The organism is Enterobacter sp. TMH.L2 (assembly GCF_050847315.1).
Lineage (GTDB): Bacteria > Pseudomonadota > Gammaproteobacteria > Enterobacterales > Enterobacteriaceae > Cedecea.
In genome coordinates, this window is record NZ_CP193791.1 from 1,207,940 (window position 1) to 1,228,399 (window position 20,460).

Annotated in this window: 19 protein-coding genes; 10 read left to right on the top strand and 9 right to left on the bottom strand. The window is 57.3% G+C overall.

Annotation, left to right across the window (positions count from 1 at the left end):
- The first annotated feature begins 26 nt into the window (after positions 1–26).
- Entirely contained in the window at positions 27–1,178 is a 1,152-nt protein-coding gene (gene cfa / locus ACREYP_RS05825; protein ID WP_336819185.1) for a cyclopropane fatty acyl phospholipid synthase, read from the top strand.
- 41 nt (positions 1,179–1,219) lie between these two features.
- Here cfa and ACREYP_RS05830 read toward each other — a convergent pair whose 3' ends face one another.
- The 3 genes from ACREYP_RS05830 to tesA all read right to left on the bottom strand — a co-directional run bounded on the left by ACREYP_RS05830 (position 1,220) and on the right by tesA (position 3,605).
- On the bottom strand, positions 1,220–2,074 hold the full coding sequence (locus ACREYP_RS05830; RefSeq protein WP_008460235.1) for a co-chaperone YbbN: 855 nt from the start codon (positions 2,072–2,074) through the stop codon (positions 1,220–1,222).
- A 59-nt stretch (positions 2,075–2,133) separates the two neighbouring features.
- Positions 2,134–2,904, bottom strand: coding sequence for an SDR family oxidoreductase (locus ACREYP_RS05835; protein WP_336819186.1), 771 nt, complete (start codon positions 2,902–2,904; stop codon positions 2,134–2,136).
- A 77-nt stretch (positions 2,905–2,981) separates the two neighbouring features.
- Positions 2,982–3,605: a multifunctional acyl-CoA thioesterase I/protease I/lysophospholipase L1 gene (tesA, locus tag ACREYP_RS05840; RefSeq protein ID WP_008460232.1), complete on the bottom strand. Its 624-nt coding sequence runs from the start codon at positions 3,603–3,605 to the stop codon at positions 2,982–2,984.
- Between tesA and ybbA the strand changes: the two genes are divergently transcribed.
- The 3 genes from ybbA (at position 3,573) to ACREYP_RS05855 (ending at position 8,042) form a co-directional block, all read left to right on the top strand.
- Entirely contained in the window at positions 3,573–4,259 is a 687-nt protein-coding gene (gene ybbA / locus ACREYP_RS05845) for a putative ABC transporter ATP-binding protein YbbA (RefSeq protein ID WP_008460230.1), read from the top strand. The two genes, tesA and ybbA, sit on opposite strands and share 33 nt — an antisense overlap.
- Positions 4,256–6,670, top strand: a complete 2,415-nt coding sequence (gene ybbP / locus ACREYP_RS05850; protein WP_498881185.1) for an ABC transporter permease — start codon at positions 4,256–4,258, stop codon at positions 6,668–6,670. Before ybbA ends, ybbP begins: the two co-directional genes overlap by 4 nt.
- 220 nt (positions 6,671–6,890) lie before the next feature.
- Positions 6,891–8,042: a porin gene (locus tag ACREYP_RS05855; RefSeq protein ID WP_008460227.1), complete on the top strand. Its 1,152-nt coding sequence runs from the start codon at positions 6,891–6,893 to the stop codon at positions 8,040–8,042.
- A gap of 66 nt (positions 8,043–8,108) precedes the next feature.
- Here the strand turns inward: ACREYP_RS05855 and ACREYP_RS05860 are convergent, their stop codons facing one another.
- Positions 8,109–9,122 carry a helix-turn-helix domain-containing protein gene (locus ACREYP_RS05860; RefSeq protein ID WP_336819188.1) on the bottom strand — a complete coding sequence of 338 codons (1,014 nt, stop codon included), beginning with the start codon at positions 9,120–9,122 and terminating at the stop codon, positions 8,109–8,111.
- Between the two features lie 117 nt (positions 9,123–9,239).
- Between ACREYP_RS05860 and ACREYP_RS05865 the strand changes: the two genes are divergently transcribed.
- The 6 genes from ACREYP_RS05865 (at position 9,240) to ACREYP_RS05890 (ending at position 16,241) form a co-directional block, all read left to right on the top strand.
- Positions 9,240–10,718 (top strand): MFS transporter, encoded by a 1,479-nt coding sequence (locus tag ACREYP_RS05865; RefSeq protein WP_336819189.1) that lies wholly within the window; start codon positions 9,240–9,242, stop codon positions 10,716–10,718.
- 229 nt (positions 10,719–10,947) lie between these two features.
- Positions 10,948–11,784: a MetQ/NlpA family ABC transporter substrate-binding protein gene (locus ACREYP_RS05870; protein ID WP_166871899.1), complete on the top strand. Its 837-nt coding sequence runs from the start codon at positions 10,948–10,950 to the stop codon at positions 11,782–11,784.
- 55 nt (positions 11,785–11,839) lie between these two features.
- Positions 11,840–12,856: a virulence-associated ABC transporter ATP-binding protein SfbB gene (gene sfbB, locus ACREYP_RS05875; protein WP_336819192.1), complete on the top strand. Its 1,017-nt coding sequence runs from the start codon at positions 11,840–11,842 to the stop codon at positions 12,854–12,856.
- Entirely contained in the window at positions 12,849–13,508 is a 660-nt protein-coding gene (locus ACREYP_RS05880) for a methionine ABC transporter permease (protein WP_008460218.1), read from the top strand. Before sfbB ends, ACREYP_RS05880 begins: the two co-directional genes overlap by 8 nt.
- 268 nt (positions 13,509–13,776) lie before the next feature.
- Positions 13,777–14,448 (top strand): hypothetical protein, encoded by a 672-nt coding sequence (locus tag ACREYP_RS05885; protein WP_336819193.1) that lies wholly within the window; start codon positions 13,777–13,779, stop codon positions 14,446–14,448.
- A gap of 584 nt (positions 14,449–15,032) precedes the next feature.
- Complete coding sequence (locus ACREYP_RS05890; protein WP_336819194.1) at positions 15,033–16,241, top strand: MFS transporter; 1,209 nt, start codon at positions 15,033–15,035, stop codon at positions 16,239–16,241.
- Here the strand turns inward: ACREYP_RS05890 and mnmH are convergent.
- The 5 genes from mnmH to ppiB form a co-directional block, all read right to left on the bottom strand.
- Positions 16,231–17,328, bottom strand: coding sequence for a tRNA 2-selenouridine(34) synthase MnmH (gene mnmH, locus ACREYP_RS05895; protein WP_498881186.1), 1,098 nt, complete (start codon positions 17,326–17,328; stop codon positions 16,231–16,233). The two genes, ACREYP_RS05890 and mnmH, sit on opposite strands and share 11 nt — an antisense overlap.
- A gap of 125 nt (positions 17,329–17,453) precedes the next feature.
- Positions 17,454–18,524: a 5-(carboxyamino)imidazole ribonucleotide synthase gene (gene purK, locus ACREYP_RS05900; RefSeq protein ID WP_336819196.1), complete on the bottom strand. Its 1,071-nt coding sequence runs from the start codon at positions 18,522–18,524 to the stop codon at positions 17,454–17,456.
- Positions 18,521–19,030 (bottom strand): 5-(carboxyamino)imidazole ribonucleotide mutase, encoded by a 510-nt coding sequence (gene purE, locus ACREYP_RS05905; protein WP_336819197.1) that lies wholly within the window; start codon positions 19,028–19,030, stop codon positions 18,521–18,523. Before purE ends, purK begins: the two co-directional genes overlap by 4 nt.
- Positions 19,031–19,170: 140 nt before the next feature.
- Positions 19,171–19,893: a UDP-2,3-diacylglucosamine diphosphatase gene (lpxH, locus tag ACREYP_RS05910; RefSeq protein WP_336819198.1), complete on the bottom strand. Its 723-nt coding sequence runs from the start codon at positions 19,891–19,893 to the stop codon at positions 19,171–19,173.
- Complete coding sequence (ppiB, locus tag ACREYP_RS05915) at positions 19,893–20,387, bottom strand: peptidylprolyl isomerase B (protein WP_008460206.1); 495 nt, start codon at positions 20,385–20,387, stop codon at positions 19,893–19,895. The genes lpxH and ppiB overlap by 1 nt, the downstream gene beginning before the upstream one ends.
- Positions 20,388–20,460 lie beyond the last annotated feature (73 nt).

Here is a 20,460-nt window from a genome sequence, read left to right on the forward strand (position 1 = left end):
AGAACACTTATCCCGGTGAGGAAGCAATGGGAACAATAATAGCTGAGCAGCATCAGGCGAATAACAACCGCTGGCAGAAAATTGTGGAAGAATTAATTTCACCCATGGCGATTGATATTGACGGCAACGGCCCGGCAGATATTCGGGTGAACAATCCAGACTTCTTCAAGCGAATATTACAGGAAGGTTCTCTCGGCCTGGGTGAAAGTTATATGGATGGCTGGTGGGACTGCGACCGGCTGGACATTTTATTTACCCATATTTTGCGCCACGGCCTGGACAGCAAAATGCCGAAGCATTTCTCCGACCTGCTGCGTATTGCCGGGGCCAGAGTCTTTAATTTGCAGTCTCGCAAACGCGCCTGGATAGTCGGCAAAGAACATTACGATATTGGCAACGATCTTTTTGCCGCGATGCTCGATCCGTATATGCAATATTCCTGCGGCTACTGGAAAGACGCGGAAAATCTGGCAGAGGCGCAGCGTAACAAGCTGCGGATGATCTGCGAAAAACTGCAGCTCAAAGCGGGCATGAAGCTGCTGGATATCGGCTGCGGCTGGGGCGGACTGGCGCAGTATGCTGCGCAGGAATATGACGTCTCCGTCGTCGGCGTAACTATTTCGGCGGAACAGCAAAAAATGGCCCAGGATCGCTGCCGGGGCCTGGACGTCGAGATCCTGCTGCAGGATTATCGAGACCTCAACAGCAAATTTGATCGCATTGTTTCCGTGGGCATGTTCGAACACGTCGGGCCAAAAAACTACAATACCTATTTTGAAGTTGCAGCCCGCAATTTAAAACCTGATGGCCTGTTCCTGCTGCATACCATTGGGTCGAATGAAACGGATTTAAACGTCGATCCATGGATCAACAAATACATCTTCCCTAACGGCTGTTTGCCCTCGGTGTGCCACATTGCCAGCGCCAGTGAAAAACATTTTATTATGGAGGACTGGCACAATATCGGGGCCGATTACGACAGAACGCTGATGGCCTGGTACGATAATTTCCTCCGCTGCTGGCCTAATATCTCGCGTAATTATGACGAGCGCTTCAAGAGGATGTTTAGCTATTATTTGAACGCCTGTGCGGGCGCATTTCGCGCGAGGAATATTCAGCTTTGGCAGGTATTGCTGAGCCCTAATGGGGTGGACGGCGGGATCCGCGTTTACCGATAAACAAAAGGCCGGAATATCCGGCCTTTTTTCGTTCTCTCTGCTTAATACATCAACGCATAAATCTGACGGCGGTATTTGGACGCCAGCGCGTCGCCGGTCCCCAGCGCGGCCAGAATCTCCATCATCATTTTGCGTGCCTGGCCGTCGGCGGCACCCAGGTCTTTTTTCAGGTGAGTGTAAAGCAGCTCCAGCGCTTCTTCGTTCCGGCCAACCTGATGCAGCTGCAGCGCGAGCTGGCTGGCGAGCTGGGCGTTGTCCGGCTCGTTTTGAACCTGCTGCTGCAGCTGCTGAATTTCCGGCGTGTCGGCGGCCTGTTTCAGCAGTTCAATCTGGGAAACCAGCGCCTGATAGCGGGTGTCCTGGTCCTGCAGAGGCACGGTTTTCAGCACCGCTTCTGCGTCTTCGCTGCGGTTCAGGGCAATCTGCACTTCCGCCAGCAGCAGGCCAATTTCGCTGTTCTGGCCGGACAGCTGCCACGCATCTTTCAGCAGCGGCAGGGCTTCGGCGTGCTTGCCTTCCTGCATCAGCTCTACGGCCTGCTGGGCTTTCAGCTCTTCTTCACGCGGCAGCACTTTGTCGAGCAGGGCGCGAATCGTTTCTTCCGGCTGCGGGCCCTGGAAGCCGTCCACCGGCTGACCATTCTGGAACAGATAGACGGTAGGAATGGAGCGCAGGCCAAACTGCGAAGCCACCATCTGCTCGGCGTCGCAGTCAACTTTAGCGAGAATAAACTGGCCGCTGTATTGGGCCGCGAGCTTGTCCAGGATCGGCGTTAACTGCTCGCAATGCTGGCTGCGGGCAGACCAGAAATAAAACAGCACCGGCTTAGCCATGGACTGTTCCAGCGTCTGATGCAGGTTCGCTTCGGTAATGTTAATAATGTTTTCTGCGGACATGGGCGATTCTCTGTTAAGCATTTGTTTTTTTACATGGGGGCTGAGGCCGGGACTTCAACTCAGCTCCGTAAAATTTTGTCCATTACGCACGCTGGCAGCAGGCGGCGGAGCACGGTAATCACGTGAGTTACCACGGTCACCGGGTAGCGCAGCTTCGGCCTTGGGCTTTCAAAAGCATGGCGTACTTTCGCTACCACCGCCTCCGGGCCGAGGGTAAACCGTGCGGCAATCCCCGGATTCTCTACCGGTTTGTCGCTTTGGGTTTGATTGACATTATCGGTAAAGCGGGTGCGGATCGGCCCCGGCTCAATCAGGCTGACTTTAATCCCGCTGTGGCGAAGCTCCATGCGCAGCGCGTCGGACCACGCTTCAAGTGCATATTTACTGGCGGCGTAGGCCCCACGACCCGGCGTGGAAATCAGCCCCATCACCGAGCTGGTCATCACGATGCGGCCTTCCTGATGAGGCTGCATGGCCGGCAGCAGCAGCATGGTGAGCTGGTGCGTGCCGAAGAAGTTGGTGGAAAATTGTTGCTCAAGCTGTTTGCGGGAAATGGCGTTCAGCGGACCATACACACCGTAGCCACCGTTATTAAACAGCCCGTACAGGCGGTTGCCGGTGATGGCAATCACTTCGGCGGCGGCGCGTTGGACGCTTTCCGCATCGTCAAGATCGAGCTCAATGCCGGTAAACCCAAGCTGATTCATGCGCTCTACATCGGCTGGTTTGCGGCAGGCGGCGAGAATGTTATAGCCAAGCTTCTGTAGCTCCTGCGCGCTGGCTAAGCCAATCCCGCTGGAGCAGCCTGTAATTAAAACGGATTTTTGCATAACTTTACCCGAAGGGCGCCCCGATTATTTATCAGTCGTGTTTAACTATCTCGTTGTATCCGACGCGGCTGTGCCGGTTATTTAGAGAGTAGCGGAGTCAGCCGCGTCGCCATCCAGTCGGCGATAAACGGCTGAGCATCCCGATTAGGGTGAATGCCGTCATCCTGCATCCATTGCGGTTTCAGATATACCTCCTCCATAAAGAACGGGAGCAGGGGAATATCAAACGCTTTGGCAAGCTGCGGATAAATAGCGCTAAACGCCTCATTATAGCGGCGTCCGTAGTTGGCGGGCAGGCGAATTTGCATCAGCATCGGCTGCGCACCGGCAGCCTTCACGTCGGTGATAACCTGGTTGAGGGTTTTTTCTACCGCCTGAGGCTGGAATCCACGCAGGCCGTCGTTGCCGCCAAGCTCCACTAAAACCCAGCGGGGCTGGTGCTGTTTTAACAGCGCCGGCAGGCGAGCCAGGCCCTGCGCCGCGGTATCGCCGCTGATGCTCGCATTCACGACCTTTGTACCCTGCGGCTGCCATTTGGCATCCAGCAGGGCGGGCCAGGCGCTGGTGGCCGCCATACGGTAACCGGCGCTCAGGCTATCGCCTAAAATCAATAGCGTGTCCGCCGCGGCGGCGCGGAAAGTCATCAAAGCCAGAAACAGGAAGGGCAAATGCCAGCGGAAAACATTGTTGAAGTTCATCATCTTAGTAAGTCCGTGGGTCAGGGTGAACACGAGCTTTCCATCCTTACCGGAGTTGAGCTGGTTGTCAAACCGGCCGAAACCATCGCCCTGATTGGCGAGTCAGGATCGGGCAAGTCCACGCTGCTGGCGATTCTGGCCGGGCTTGATGACGGCACGGACGGCGAAGTCCACCTTTGCGGGCAGCCGCTGCACAGCATGGATGAAGAGGCCCGGGCGGCGCTGCGCGCGAAGAACGTTGGCTTTGTGTTTCAGTCCTTTATGCTGGTGCCCACCCTTAATGCTCTGGAAAACGTGGAACTTCCTTCGCTGCTGCGCGGCGAAAACAGTTCGGCCAGCCGGGCGCAGGCTAAAGCGCTGCTGGAACAGCTGGGCTTAGGCAAACGCCTCGATCACCTGCCAGCTCAGCTATCTGGCGGGGAGCAGCAGCGCGTGGCGCTGGCTCGCGCGTTTAACGGCAAGCCGGGCGTGCTGTTTGCCGATGAGCCCACCGGCAACCTCGACAGGCAAACCGGCGATCGCATTGCCGACCTGCTGTTTTCCCTCAACCGTGATTTCGCCACCACGCTGATCCTCGTCACCCACGACGAACAGCTGGCGGCACGCTGCGACCGCCGCCTGCGGCTGCGCGAAGGCAAACTGTGGGAGGAAGCATGATAGCCCGCTGGTTCTGGCGCGAGTGGCGCTCTCCCTCGCTGCTGATTGTCTGGCTGGCGCTTAGTCTGGCGGTGGCCTGCGTGCTGGCGCTGGGCAGCATCAGCGACAGAATGGAAAAAGGGCTCAGCCAGCAAAGCCGCGAATACATGGCGGGCGACCGGACGTTGCGCAGCGCCCGCGCCGTACCGGACGAGTGGCTGACTCAGGCGCAAAGCGACGGCTTGAAGGTCGGCAAACAGCTGAGCTTCGCCACCATGACCTTTGCCGGGGACACGCCGCAGCTGGCCGATGTGAAAGCGGTCGACGGCGTGTACCCGATGTACGGCGAGCTGGAAACTAACCCGCCGGGCCTGAAGCCTGAGCCAGGCACCGCACTGCTTGCCCCGCGCCTGCTGGCTTTGCTTAACCTGAAAGTGGGCGACAACATTGACGTGGGCGACGCCACGCTGCGTATTGTCGGGCAGGTGATTCAGGAACCGGACGCCGGATTTAACCCGTTCCAGATTGCGCCGCGCCTGATGATGAACCTGGCCGACGTCGAGAAAACCGGGGCGGTGCAGCCCGGCAGCCGTATTAGCTGGCGCTACAAGTTTGGTGGTACCCCGCAGCAGCTGCTGCAGTATGAAAACTACCTGCTGCCTAAGCTCAAGCCGGAGCAGCGCTGGATCGGCATGGAGCAGGACGAAGGCGCGCTGGGCAAATCCCTGGAGCGTTCGCAGCAGTTCCTGCTGCTTTCTGCGCTGCTGACGCTGCTGCTGGCCGTGGCGGCGATTGCCGTGGCGATGAGCCATTACTGCCGCAGCCGTTACGACCTGGTGGCAATCCTGAAAACGTTGGGGGCGGGCAGGGCGGCGCTCCGGAAGCTGATTATCGGCCAGTGGCTGATGGTGCTGGTGCTCTCAGCCATTGCGGGAGGTGCCGTCGGCTTGCTGTTTGAGGCCGCGCTGATGCAACTATTGAAGCCGGTGCTGCCTGCCGCGCTGCCGCCAGCGAGCCTGTGGCCGTGGGTGTGGGCTATCGGCGCGATGGTCACAATCTCCGTGCTGGTGGGGCTGCGCCCGTACCGGCTGCTATTGGCCACTCAGCCATTGCGTGTGCTGCGCCGTGACGCCGTGGCCAACGTCTGGCCGCTGAAAATTTATTTGCCGGTCATCAGCGTAGTGGTGGTGCTGCTGCTGGCGTTGCTAATGGGCGGCAGTTCGCTGCTGTGGGCGGTGCTGGCGGGCACGCTGGTGCTGGCGGCGCTGTGCGGCCTCGTTGGCTGGGGCGTCCTGAAGCTGCTGAAAAAGCTGACGCTGAAAAACCTGGCCCTGCGCCTGGCGGTTAACCGCCTGCTGCGCCAGCCGTGGGCGACGCTCAGCCAACTGGCGGCGTTCTCGCTGTCGTTTATGCTGCTGGCATTGCTGTTAGTGCTGCGGGGGGATTTGCTGGACAGATGGCAGCAGCAGCTGCCGCCGGAAAGCCCGAACTACTTCCTGGTGAACATTGCGCCGGAGCAGGTTCAGCCGGTGAAAACCTTCCTTGCCGACCATCAGGTGATCCCGGAGTCGTTCTATCCCATTGTACGGGCGCGCATGACGGCAATTAACGGCCAGCCCACCGAGGGCAACCCGGATGAGGCGCTGAACCGCGAGCTGAATTTGACCTGGCAGAGCCAGAAGCCGGATCATAACCCTATCCTGGCGGGAAGCTGGCCGCCGAAGGCCGGGGAAGTGTCGATGGACGACGGCGTGGCGAAACGCCTGAACATTAAACTCGGCGACAGCGTGACCTTTATGGGGGATACCCAGGACTTCACCGCGAAGGTGACTAGCCTGCGCAAAGTGGACTGGGAAAGCCTGCGGCCAAACTTCTACTTTATCTTCCCGCCGGGCGCGCTGGACGGGCAGCCGCAGAGCTGGCTCACCAGCTTCCGCTGGGAGGGGAATAACGGCCTGCTGACCCAGCTTAACCGCGAATTCCCGACCGTCAGCCTGCTGGATATCGGGGCTATCCTGAAACAAATCGGCCAGGTGCTGGAGCAGGTCAGCCGCGCGCTTGAGGTGATGGTGGTGCTGGTGACCGCCTGCGGTCTGCTGCTGTTGCTGGCTCAGGTACAGGTGGGCATGCGCCAGCGTCATCAGGAGCTGGTGGTTTACCGCACGCTGGGCGCGGGTAAAAAGCTGCTCAGAACCACGCTGTGGTGCGAGTTTGCCGTGCTGGGGCTGGTGTCCGGTCTGGTAGCGGCCATCGGCGCGGAAACGGCGCTGGGCGTACTGCAAACGCGCGTGTTCGACTTCCCGTGGGAGCCAGATTTGCGTCTGTGGATCGTGCTGCCGGTCACCGGGGCGGTATTGCTGTCGCTTTGCGGCGGCTGGCTGGGCGTTCGTTTGCTGAAAGGGAAGGCGCTGTTCCGCCAGTTTGTCGTCTGAGGAGGCCGGGCAGGGATGCCCGGCTACCGCTATAAACTTTGTTATATTTCGCTATTTATTGCGTTAGAACATATTTTCTGCATTTATTGGTGTTTTTTTAATATCTATTAAGAAAAGACTGATGGATAACCGCACGAATTAATAAAAATCCCTCAGAAATCGGACTTAATAAGCGTTAATATGCCCCCGCTTATAATAAATATGGTTACTAGGGATCCACATGAAAGCAAATTTGCGCGCTTTACCATTACTGATTGGGGCCGGCCTGCTTGCAGGTATGGCATCTTTCGCTGCTAATGCAGAAATCACTGTCCTGAAGCAAGATCCGCAGGCCGGTAACCCGCTCAGCCGCCTCAATTTCACCGTGGGCGGCAGTATTCGTCCACAGTTTAATATGATGTCCGGCGACGGCGATAAAGGCTCTTACAAACGTAATGGCTTTGATGGCGGCACCCGTTTCCGCTTCGCGGCTGATTATTATCTGTTCGATGATATTAGCTGGATCAGCTATTACGAGCTGGGCGTGAATATTCCGGCGGTCTTCGAGTGGGACAACCACTATGCAGAAGGCGCGAACAATACTACTCGCCGTATGCTGTACACCGGTCTGAAAAGCAAAACCTGGGGTCAGCTGACCTACGGCCAGCAAAACAGCATCTACTATGATGTGGTTGGCGCGAAAACCGATATCTGGGACTACGACATGATCGGTCAGGCTCCAGGTAACGGCATGAATGGCGACTACGACGGTTCTTACCGTTCCCGCAACATGCTGAAGTACAAAAACACCTTCGGCGATGCGGACGTGTACGCTTCTTACCTGTTTGAAGATCACGACATCCGTGCCACCAACGGCATGCGCTACAAGCGTAAAGGCGGCGGCTCTCTGGGCGTGGATTACCACATCACCAAAGACCTGACCTGGGGTACCGCATGGAACTACACCCGTGCCGACATGCGTAACCCGACCGACGGCGACAGCAAGTCTTACAACCAGAACATCTACGGTACGGCGCTGAGCTGGAAACCGGACAACTGGACGTTTAGCTTCGGCGGCGGCTGGTACCAGAACTTCCTGACCACCAAGCTGAAAGACGTGAACAACTACTTCTCCGGCGACGCGTGGGGCATCGAGTACTTCGCGGGTTACACCATCCCGGTTGGCCAGTACGCGGTGAAATCCGTGCAGCCATACTTCATGGGTGACCGTCTGCAGTACGTGACCGGCCGCAGCTACCAGCGCATCGACAACGGTGTGGGCGTGAGCTTCAAACTGGATTACGGCTTCCAGGTGGACTACGAGCACGTCTTCACCTCCAGCACCGACAACCTGGGCGACATGAACCTGGTTCGTCTGCGCTACGATTTCTAATCGTGCCTCTGGCGGGTGGCAGCCTTGCTGCCCGCCTCATTCAGCGTTTCCTGCCTTATTTTTTATCTATTCAGAAACGGGTAAGCATGTTCGGGCCCTGAAGGCTTTGCGCCACTCTGTGGGCGTGGTTTTAAAACGCAGCCTGAAATGATGCCGGAGTGTTTCCGCTGAGCCGAATCCAGACTGCTCTGCCACCTGGTCAATGCTGATTTTCTCGCTTTCCAGCAGCGCACAAGCCTTTTCCAGCCGGAGGCTGAGCATCCACTCGCCCGGCGTGGTGCCGGTGGCATCTTTGAACCGGCGGATGAAGGTGCGGCGGCTCATGCCCGCTTGCCTGGCTAACTGCTCAATCACCAGGGGCGCATTGAGATGGTGGCGCAAGTCGTCCAGCAACGGCGCCAGACTTTTGGTGCTGCGTTTAGGAACGGGTTGTTGGACCCACTGTGCCTGGTTGCCTTCCCGTAACGGGGGCGTAATCATGCGCTGCGCAGTCCGGTTGGCGATTTCAATCCCGTAATCACGACGAATAAGATGCAGGCAGAGATCGACCCCGGCGGCACCGCCTGCGGAGGTGATCAGGCTGCCCTCATCGACGTAGATCATGCTGTGCTCCACCTGTACCGCAGGGAACCTGTTCGCGAGGATCTCGGTGCTGTTCCAGTGGGCGGTGGCTCGCTTACCGTCCAGTAATCCTGTTTCGCAGAGAATAAAACTGCCGGCGCAAATCGACACTATGCGGGAACCGTTTTGATGGGCGCGTTGTAAGGCGGCAATCAGCGGCTCCGGGGACGGTTCAAAAACATTTCGCCAGCCGGGGATGACAATGGTTCCTGCGTCTTCCAGCAACTCTAGCCCGCCATCCACCACTAAACGCACGCCGCCCTGAGCGTCAAAAACGCCGTTCTCTAACGACGCGACGCGCAGGTCATAGAGAGGCTGGCCGAGCACTTCGTCCACGCGTCCAAAAGCTTCGACGGCAATCCCAAACTCAAAAGTGCAGAGACACTGATAGGCCAGCACAACCAGCCGTTGATTTTTCGGTCTAAAAGTGCGGTCTTGATCTGGAGAGATGCCCGGCATGGTTGTCCTGTCTCTAAAAATGGCACGATCTTGACGATATCTGACCTGAGCGTCGATTTCTACTCCACCCCGAATCTTTCATGCTGGCACCTTCTTAACGTTTGGCAGGAAATCAGTATGAAAAATCTCTTAGCGTTGATGGCGGTCTGCTTAGCCGCGTTGATGTCGGGCCTGGAAATATCCAGCGTCCCGGTTATCCTGCCGGTGCTGGAAAAGCAGATGCAGGCTAATTTCCGTGAACTGCAATGGATCATGAATGCTTACACCCTCTCCTGCACCGCGGTGCTGATGGCCACGGGGACGCTGGCGGATAAATATGGCCGCAAGCGTATTTTTATTATCAGCATTATTGGGTTTGGCCTGACGTCGATCCTCTGTGGCCTGTTCCGGACGCCGGAATGGCTTATTGTGGGGCGCTTTTTGCAGGGACTGAGCGGCGGGGCGATGTTAACCAGCCTGATTGCCATCCTGTCGGTTCAGTTTCCGGCAGGAAAAGCGCGCAGCCGGGCGTTTTCCGCCTGGGGGATCACCTTTGGTTTTGGACTGGGCTTTGGCCCCGTCATCGGCGGCGTGCTGGAGGCGTGGTTTAGCTGGCAATGGGTATTTCTGATCCACGGCGTTATTGCGCTGCTCACTCTGGCCCTGACGCTGAAAAATGTTATCGAGTCGCGCGAAAACACCACGAAACCGCTGGATGTCGCTGGCCTGATGACGTTGAGCGTGGGCGTGGTGGGGGCGACCTGGCTCATCACCCAGGGCGGGAACATCGGGTGGGCCAGCCGTGAAGCCCAGTTCATCTTGTTGGGCACGTTTATCAGCCTGGCGCTGTTCGTCATTATTGAGCTCCGCCACCCGCATCCTATGTTTGATTTCTCCGTCTTTCGGATCAGGCCTTTCTCCGGGGCGCTAATGGGATCTGTGGGGATGAATTTCAGCTTCTGGCCGCTGATGATTTATCTGCCGGTTTATTACCAGATTGGGAAGGGTTACAGCATTATGGAGACCGGCATGGCGCTGCTGGCCTACACTTTGCCCACGCTATTAATGCCGCCGGTCGGTGAAAAACTCGTGCTGCGCTTTGGGGCCGCACGCATCATCCCGCTGGGGCTGCTTGCTATCGGCCTGGGATTTGTGCTGATGAGGCTGGGCGTTATCTATCACGTCAGTTTACTGCCCGGCGCAATACTCTCGGGCATGGCGCTGGGGTTAATCAATACCCCGGTCACCAACACCACCACCGGCTCCGTGGGCGCTAACCGCGTGGGCATGGCTTCCGGGATTGATATCAGTTCGCGCCTAATTACCCTCGCCATCAATATTGCGTTAATGGGGAGCCTGCTGGTGGCGGGGATAGCCGAAAGCTTACAGAGCCATATCGACAGCGTGAGCGAAAGGTATGCCCTGGCCGAACAAATAGCCGGCGGCACCAGAGCCATGCTCAGCAGCGACATGATTGTTCAGGCGCTGAATAACGGTTTTTCTGGCGTGCTGACCTACGGCGCTGTGGGCGTGGGCTGTTTGTCGCTGGCGAGTTATTTGCTGTTCAATGTCAAAACAAACGTTAAGCGCAAACGGGCGGAATCCTGCGCGGATTAAGCTCATCTCAATGCAAAGCGGGTTTTCCGCTTTGCTTGGTTGTTATTCGCAAAAGCCCTGTTCATGCCCGCCGCGCCTTCTCCTGCGAGCAAGATGAAATATTTTCAATTAACCCTGTTAACGGAATGTGCCATCTTATTCTGTCCAGTTGGATCAACAACTTAGTAAGCGGCCCGTGAAAGAGGCTCGCCTCAGGACACCACACATCATTCTGTAAGGGAGAATACCCATGGGAAATCATTTCGGCTGGCGCGTGGCGACCGGCGCTTTACTTCTGGCCAGCGGTCTGCAGTTTGCTCAGGCCAACAGCGACCCGCACACCATCGTCTTCGGCGTAGCGCCGGGGCCATACGGCGACATGGTCAAACAGGCCATCGCCCCGTCGTTAAAAGAGAAAGGCTATAAAGTCGTGGTGCGTGAGTTCAGCGACTACGTGCAGCCGAATATGGCGCTGGCCAACGGCAGCATCGACGCCAACCTGTTCCAGCACTCGCTGTACTTCGACAAATTCACCGCCGACAAAAACCTCAAGCTGGCGAAGCTGATTACCGTGCCAACCGCCGGGATGGGCATTTATTCCCATAAAGTCAAAAGCCTGGACGAGCTGAAGCAGGGCGACATTGTCACCCTGTCTAACGACCCGACCAACCTGGCCCGTGGGCTGCGCTTCCTGCAGTCCATGGAGCTTATCACCATCAAAGAGAACATTGACCCGACTAAAGCCTCCGAGCGCGACATCGCCACCAACCCGAAAGGCCTGGTGTTTAAATCGCTGGAAGCCGCACAGCTGCCGCGCACGCTGGACAGCGCCAGCGCCGCGCTGGTCAACGGTAACTTTGCCATTGCCGCCGGGCTAAAACTCTCTTCCGCGCTCAAACAGGAACACCTGGACGAGAACCTCAAAAACATCATCGCGGTGCGTGCCGAAGATGCGGATAAACCGTTCGCCAAAGACATCGTGGAGACCGTGAAATCCCCGGCCTACGAAAAAGCGATCGACGATCCGCAGAATATTTTCAACGCCTTCCAGAAACCGGACTGGATGGTTGCCGCCGATAAAAAGTAATAGATCAAAGCGGGCAGGCGGGATGCCTGCCTTTTGTCGCTGATTTGAGGTTGTCATGATTGAGATTGAAAAGGTCTGCGTGGACTTCCCCACGGGCCGGAGCCAGACCAGCCGGGCCGTGAACGATGTTTCGCTGCACATTGGTGCGGGGGAGATTTTTGGCATTGTCGGCACCAGCGGAGCCGGGAAAAGTACCTTATTACGTACTCTGAACGCGCTTCAGCGCCCGAGTGAGGGCCGCGTAAAAATCGGTGGGACTGAGATCACCGCGCTGCAGGGGGCCGAGCTGCGCAAAGCGCATCAGCGTATCGGCATGATTTTCCAGCACTTCAATTTGATGCACACCCGGACGGTCAGGCAGAACGTGGCGTTCAGCCTCAAAGCCGCAGGCTGGGAGCGCAGTAAAATCGGCCCACGCGTGGCCGAAATTCTTGAACTGGTGGGCCTGGCCGACAAAGCGAACCGCTACCCGGTGCAGCTGAGCGGCGGGCAGAAACAGCGCGTGGGCATTGCGCGCGCCATCGCGAACCACCCGGATGTTTTACTCTGCGATGAACCGACTTCCGCGCTGGATCTTGAAACGTCGGCCACCATTCTGGCGCTGCTGAAGAAAATCAATCAGCAGCTGGGGATCACCATCGTGCTGATCACCCACGAGATGAACGTGATCAAGACGATTTGCGACCGTGTGGCGGTGATGTCCGGCGGGGAAGTGGTGGAGTCCGGCGAGGTGTTCGACATCTTCGCGCATCCGCAGCATGAGTTTACCCGCCAGCTGGTGTCCCACACGCTGAACCTGACGCTGCCGGTGCGCCTGCTGGACAACATGCGCGGCGCGCTGCTGAAAATCATGTTCGTCGGTGACTCGGCTGAACAGCCGGTGCTCTCCTTCGCGGCGGTGAAATACGGTGTGGCGGTGAACATTCTGCACGGCAAGATTGAGTACATCAGCGACCGCGCGCTAGGCATTCTGGTGGTGGCGATTACCGCGCCCGGCAACCCGGCGGCGGTGGGCGATGCCATCGACCATATTCGGAAACATACGGCCTGTGTGGAGGTGCTGAATGGATGATTTAGTCGCGGACCTGACGATTGCCTTTGGTGAAACCTTCCAGATGCTGGGCATTTCCACGCTGCTGGCGATTATCGGCGGCCTGCCGCTGGGCTTTTTGATCTTCGTGACCGACCGCAATCTGTTCTGGCAGAACCGCGCGCTGAACATCATCAGCTCGGTGCTGGTGAACATTGTGCGCTCGGTGCCGTTCGTCATTCTGCTGGTGCTGTTGTTGCCGCTGACGCAGTTCCTGCTCGGCAACACCATCGGGCCGATTGCGGCTTCCGTGCCGCTGTCGGTGGCGGCAATTGCGTTTTATGCCCGCCTGGTAGACGGCGCGCTGCGGGAAGTGGATAAAGGCATTATTGAAGCCGCTGAGGCGTTTGGGGCCAGCCCGATGCGCATTATCTGCACCGTTCTGCTGCCGGAAGCCAGCGCCGGTTTGCTGCGTGGCTTAACCATAACCCTGGTCAGCCTGATCGGTTACTCGGCGATGGCGGGGATTGTCGGCGGCGGCGGCGTGGGCGACCTCGCGATCCGCTTCGGCTATTACCGCTACGAAACCCAGGTCATGGTGGTCACGGTTGTGGCCCTGATTGTCCTGGTGCAAATCGTGCAAATGTTTGGCGACTATCTCGCCAAACGCGCGGACAAGCGCGACAGGCATTAACCTTCTTCTGGCCGGGCGTTCGCTCGGCCAGCATGATTTTTAGCTGCTGGCGAGGCTCATTTCCCGGCGGCTTTCTGCCTGATAAACCCCCAATCTGCAATTCCCCAAAGCGTTTCATCATTCCTGCGAGCCGCCTCGAAGTTTGCCAATCTGTCTGATTTTTCATCTGGGTTACTGTGCAGCCATCCAGTATGATCGGAGGGATGAGCAAGAGATGAGGCCAAACAAGGCCAGAAAAGAAGCGCCCCCGAATAATGGAGATTTTTATATGGATATGCGTAATTTCCAACAATGTAGAGGGATGACGAAATCACCATCATGGACTTTTCTTGATGTCTTTCGCTGGAAAATACTTCCCGAAAAATTCGGCGGCGGCAGATCTTATGTCCGAGATTTTAAAGATGCATGGGTCAAAAAAAATCGTACTCTTATCAGAGCTGCAGCGTTTCGCTATAAACTTCCGCCAGAATTGCTCGCGGGTGTTTGCTGGATAGAGGTAGGCGGTGACCCAAATATCATAGATCGTTTTGCTTTTGAGGTTCGAGCCATAGACTGGAGCGGGCCTGCGTATACCGACCGTTATTTCACAATAACCTCCCCTCCGGCTAAAACCTCGTTTGGATTTGTCAGTATGCAGTTGCGTACTGCCGCTCAAACTATGGGGCTGGATGCTGACACAATGAGCACATCAGAGCTTCGCTCCCTGTCTCAGTGCCTTGAAAAAGACACCTATAATATCAATCTTGCTGCTATGCATTTACGCCAACTTGCCGACTATGACAGGTTACCCTCGCGGCTTAGTATGAATGATGTGAAAATTATTGGGGCGAGATATAACCGTGGTACGAGTCCGAGTTTGGAAAATATAAAAAAAGATACGCGATATGGTGATTTTATTGTCAAGCATTGGCAGCACTTTAACAGACTGGTTTTGCAGTAGGGGGCAGAATGAGAGTGTTTATTAGGGTTGTACTTGTTCTGTTTTATCTATTGTGTATGGTTGCGATGTATTTATCTATGGTTGATAAATATGATGTCATATATGATATGGATTCGGCATTTCCCAGGGGGGTATTAGGTAATGGCAGCAATAATAATGCCGTTTTTTCAGGGGTAATATTACTCATTATATCTCTATCTCAGATGCTATTTTTTTACTTTGAGCAATCGAAGAAATGGAAATGGGCAGCGGCGATCATGACAGTATTGGCTTTCCTTTTTTTCTTTGCCAAATAAAGCTCATTTGGATTTTGGTAACCTTTAGCTGAATTTAGATTTCATGTTTATTCCGAGCCCACGCAGATGTTTTGATGTGTAGGTGATAGTTTGCGGTTCAGAGAACTTGGTGACATAGGGGGCGGCGTATCTTTGAAAATTTGTATCCAGGTTGCCCCAAATCTCACAGTTGCCCTTTCCCCGGCGATTGGCTAGTATCGGTCCAGCTTCTCGCAAGTCGTAAACGTTAACGTTATCCAACGTACATATTCTCCCCGGCATTCGGGGTAATTGTACTTGGGTAAAATCATGGCTCTATTCGCACCCCCCTTTGTTGCATACCGCAAGCCCCACGTTCTGGGCTTTATCCTCTATTTCATCGTTGGCCTGGTCGACGGCGCGATTGTGCCGTTTTTCCCGCTGTGGGCGCAGCAGTCTGCCGCTATCCCGGTGGAGTTTATTGGCCTGCTGTTCGGCTGCTATGCCGGGGGCGAGCTGCTGGCTGCGCCGTTTATCGGCGGGATTGCCGATCGCGTGGGCAGAAGGCCCGTGTTGATTATTTCGGCGACCGGCGTTGGGGCGGGCTTTATCGCGCTGTTCTTTGCGCACGGCGTTTTTGCCGCCGCCGCTGTGCTGATCGTTATTGGCCTGTTTGAATCGGTGCTGCATCCGACCATTTACACCGTGGTGGCGGACGCAACGCCAGCCTCGGAGCACCGCCGCCAGTTCAGCATCATGCGCGTGTGTTCCGGCGCGGGCGCGATTGCCGGGCCGCTGCTGGGCACGGTACTGGTGCAAGAGGGGCTGGGCTACGTTTTTCTGGCCGGAGGTTCGGGGATGGTTGCGGGCGGCCTGATGCTGGCGATCTCTCTGGCGGAAACGCGTCCGCTGGCCGCTGGAATGGACGATGAGGCCGACGATGAAGAGGGGCTCAGCGCGCTGCTGCCCGCGTTCCGGGATCGCCGCCTGGCCGGGCTGCTGATTTGGGTGCTGCTGCTGGGCGTGGCCGGGAGCTGGGTGGAGGCCGTCATGCCGCTGTATGCCAGTAATCAGATGGGAATGAGCGCGGCCAGCATCGGTTATCTGTTCGCATTCGGGGCGGGGATTAACACGGTCGGCCAGCTGGCCTTAACGAAGCTGTTTGCCCGACGCTCTGCATTGTTTATCACGCTCAGCGCGGGTTTGGCGCTGATTGCTGCCTTTGTTTTGCTATTGGCACATCCACATGTCGTCACGCTGGTGATGGCGGTCTGCCTTTATTCTCTGTCGCAGATGATGACCGGCCCGCTGATCCCGACGGCGGTGAACAAGTTAGCCCCGGCGCGGCTGCGCGCGACCTACATGGCGGCACTTTCGGTGGTGAGCGATCTGCAGGGATCGGTGGGGCCGGCTACCGGCACGGCATTGTTCGCGCTGGCGTTTACGTTGCCGTGGGCAGTGGGCATTCCGCTGGTTGGGCTGGCGGTGACCGGACTAGGGCTGACGCTCGCCGCCGGGGAAAAATCGGCTACTCGTTAACGCTGCGCAGCCAGGCTTCGACCTGCTGGTAATCCCCCCGGAAGACGATCTGGTCGGCCTTCTGGCTGAGCTGATAGCGATACATCGGGTCGTAATACTCTTTCAGCAGCGGCGACAGCCAGGCCAGATGGCCTTCGCAGGAGCCGGTTTTCCTCTGGGTTAACAAGGCTTCGTCCAGCTTGGCGGTGAACTGCTGGAAGCGTTCCATGCCCAGGCGGCGGCGGATGGCAAACAGACCGTGGTGCAGATACTCGGCGTAATCGCGCCACGCGGTTTCTTCCTCGCTGACGGATAAAAACGCCTCGCTCATCTGCCGGAAGTATTCGTGTTGGAGGCGCTCCAGCCGCAGCTCGAACGGATCCTCGATGGCCACAATCGGCGAGCGCAGCATCTGTTCCCTGAAGGCTTCGGGGATATGGCGGGAGCCAATCATCCGGCCTTCATCCTCTACAACCAGTGTTTTCAATTCGGTCGGGCTGATTTTGAGCAGAGTGACGGCGAGATTGTTTTCGAAGCTGGCCTGAGAAGGCTGGGCGACAATCGTGCGGCCAAACGACGAGCCGCGATGGTGCGCCAGCCCTTCGAGGTCAACGCCCCTTGGCAGGGAGCGGATCAGGATGGTTTTGCCGCAGCCTGTGTTGCCGCTGACGATAATCATCGGCGACTGAGAACGGGTGTCGATTACCTGCATGGCATGCTGGCGCAGGGCTTTGTAGCCGCCGGTGACCAGCGGGTACTCGAGGCCGTTTTCCCGCAGCCACTGCTGCACGATGTGGCTACGCATTCCGCCTCTGGCACAGCATAAATAGCCTTCCGGCTGCTGGCGGCAGCTTTCCAGCCAGCGTTCGATTCGGCTGGCTTTTCGCTCGCCGCTGACCAGCCGGTGCCCCAGTTCGACAGCGGCCTGTTGGCCCTGCTGCTTATAGCACGTCCCGACCTGAGCGCGTTCATCGTCCAGCATCAGTGGTAGGTTATGCGCGGCGGGCATTGAACCCTGAGCGAACTCTACCGGGGCGCGAACGTCAATCAGCGGGATGTCGTTGAGCAGCAGGCGATCGTAGTCCTGCGTGTTGGGGCGTTTTTCCATGGCATAACCTTAGTCTGAAGCGGCGAAACGGGGGGATTGTGCGCTTCTGGTCAGGCAAAGGAAAGGGGAAGGGGGAAATGGTCTGACCCTCTAAAGTCAAACAGAGGGTCAGACGAGATGCGGTTTTACTTCACCAGTTTGCTCTGCGCCCAGGCAATGCCGCTGGCGTATTCGGCCGGGAGCAGGGGAACCAGGGCTTCCAGCGAGGCGCTCAGGCGGCCGGTGTCGCTGTCGTTCAGGTTGAGGTGCCCGACTTTACGACCCGGACGAACTTCTTTGTCGTACCAGTGCAAATGCACCAGCGGCAGCTTCAGCCAGGCATAGTTCAGATCGGTGCCGATCAGGTTCACCATCACCGACGGCGCATTAACGACAGGCTGCGGCAGCGGTAAATCTACGATGGCGCGCAGGTGCAGCTCGAACTGGCTGATGGAGGCGCCGTTTTGCGTCCAGTGGCCGCTGTTGTGCACGCGCGGGGCCAGCTCGTTGATCAGCAGGCCGGCTGGCGTGACGAAGCACTCCATCGCCATCACGCCGACGTAGCCCAGCTCGTTCATGATGGCGGTGAGCATGGTTTCGGCCTGGCGCTGCTGTTCGGCATTGGCCTGCGGGAAGGCAACGCTGGTGCGCAGAATGCCGTCCTGGTGCAGGTTGTGGGTCAGCGGGTAGAACACCGTGCTGCCGTCGTGGCCGCGCGCGCCTACCAGAGAAACTTCGCCGGAGAAGTTAATGCCCTGCTCGACGATGCATTCGCCGTAGCACTCTTCCGGTAACTGGTCGGTTTCATCGGCACGTAAGCGCCACTGGCCGCGGCCATCGTAGCCGCCCACGCGGCGCTTCACGATAGCCAGAGAACCCAGCTGACTGAACACGTCCTGCCATTCATGGCTGCCGGAGAGCAACTGCCACGGCGCAGTGGCCAGGCCGAGCTTATCGAACAGCTGCTTTTGCGTCAGGCGGTCGGCGATGATCGGGAAGATATCGCGGTTAACGAAGGCGTTATGGCGCGCCAGTTCGCGGGTGAGCGCGGTTTCTGGCCAGCGCTCAATCTCGGCGGTGATCACGCTTTGGGCGAATGGTACGGCTTCCGGCTCGGCGTCCAGGCCGACAGGGTAAACGGCGATGCCCAGCGGCTCACCGGCCTGGCGGAGCATGCGCCCCAGCTGGCCGTTACCTAAGACACAAACGCGCTTCATGCTTCACTCCGTGGATCCGGATTATCCAGCACTTCGTCGGTCTGGGTTTGACGCCAGGTCGCCAGGCGCTGGCTCAGGTCTGCGTCATGCAGGGCCAGGATCTGCGCGGCCAGCAGGGCGGCGTTGGCGGCTCCGGCTTTACCGATGGCCAGCGTGCCGACAGGAATGCCGCGCGGCATCTGGACGATAGAATAAAGGCTGTCCACGCCGCTCAGAGCAGCGCTTTGAACCGGCACACCCAGCACCGGGACCAGGGTTTTCGCGGCCAGCATACCCGGCAGGTGCGCTGCGCCACCGGCTCCGGCGATGATAACCTGGTAGCCATTGGCTTTGGCCTGCTCGGCAAAGCTGAAAAGCTTGTCCGGCGTGCGGTGGGCGGAGACGACTTCGACATGGTGAGGGACATTCAGGGCGGTAAGGATTTCAGCGGCGAACTGCATGGTGGCCCAGTCACTTTTGGAACCCATAACAATGGCGATACGCGCCGGGGTGTGCTCAGAAGACATGCGTCTCAAAACTCCTGTGGGTGTGCAGACATCATCGGGCGACGGGCGCCCGTATCAGAAGGGCTCAGAGAATAGCACGAACTCCGGGCAAGGAAAACGGTTGCGTGGTTAACGAATCGGCAAAAAAGCGGGCTTTTAGGTCAGAAAGGAAAATGAATCAGCTCGACGTTTTCCGGCGTGACTTTGATCATCGACCCTTCTTTATGCCACGCGCCTAACACGCAGCGGAAAGCGGGTTGCCCGTTAGCCTCAAGTTCGTGAATAGCCGGACGATGGGTATGCCCATGAATCAGCCATTGAACGTTGTGGCGGGTAAGAGTGTCGACCACCGCCTGCGGGTTCACATCCATGATCTCCAGCGATTTCATATTATTCGCCGCCTGGCTGTCGGCGCGCATGCGGTCGGCAATACGCTGGCGAATAAACAGCGGCAGGGCGAGATAGAGCTTCTGCAGCCACGGCTGATGAACCTTGCGGCGAAATGCCTGATAGCCTTCGTCGTCGGTACACAGCGTATCGCCGTGCATGATCAGGATTTTGCGGCCATAAACATCGAGGAGCTTTTCTTCCGGCAGCAGCGTCATGCCGCTGGCTTTGGCGTAGCGCTTGCCGAGTAAAAAGTCCCGGTTGCCGTGAATGAAATAGCAGGGAATGCCGGTATCAACCACCGCTTTAATGGCCGCGGCGATTTGCTGGTAGAGCGGCTCCGGCGCGTCGTCGCCAATCCAGGCTTCGAACAGATCGCCAAGAATATAGAGCGCATCCGCCTGGCGGGCTTCACCGGCTAAGAAACGCAGAAAACCGGCGGTGATCGCCGGTTCTTCTGGGCAGAGGTGTAAATCTGCAATAAACAGCGTCGACATTATTCGCTGACGGTCACGCTTTCGATAATAACGTCTTCTTTCGGTACATCCTGGTGCATACCGCTGCGGCCGGTGGAAACGGCTTTGATTTTCTCAACCACGTCCATCCCTTCAACCACTTCTGCGAACACGCAGTAGCCCCAACCCTGCAGGCTTTCGCCGCTGAAGTTCAGGAAGTCGTTGTCGGCCACGTTGATGAAGAACTGTGCGGTAGCAGAGTGCGGAGCCTGGGTACGAGCCATTGCCAGCGTACCACGGGTGTTTTTCAGGCCGTTATTCGCTTCGTTCTGAATGGTGTCTTTGGTCGCTTTCTGCTTCATACCCGGTTCGAAACCGCCGCCCTGGATCATAAAGCCGTTGATCACACGGTGGAAAATGGTGTTGTTGTAGAAGCCTTCGCGGCAGTAGTCCAGGAAGTTTTTAACGGTAACAGGCGCTTTATCATCAAAAGTTTTGATGACGATGTCGCCGTGATTAGTGTGAAAAGTAACCATGCTTGCATCCTATGAGTGTCAGAGAGTACGGCGGCAAACGGTGCCGTCGTACCAGCACGCTGTTATAGCATAA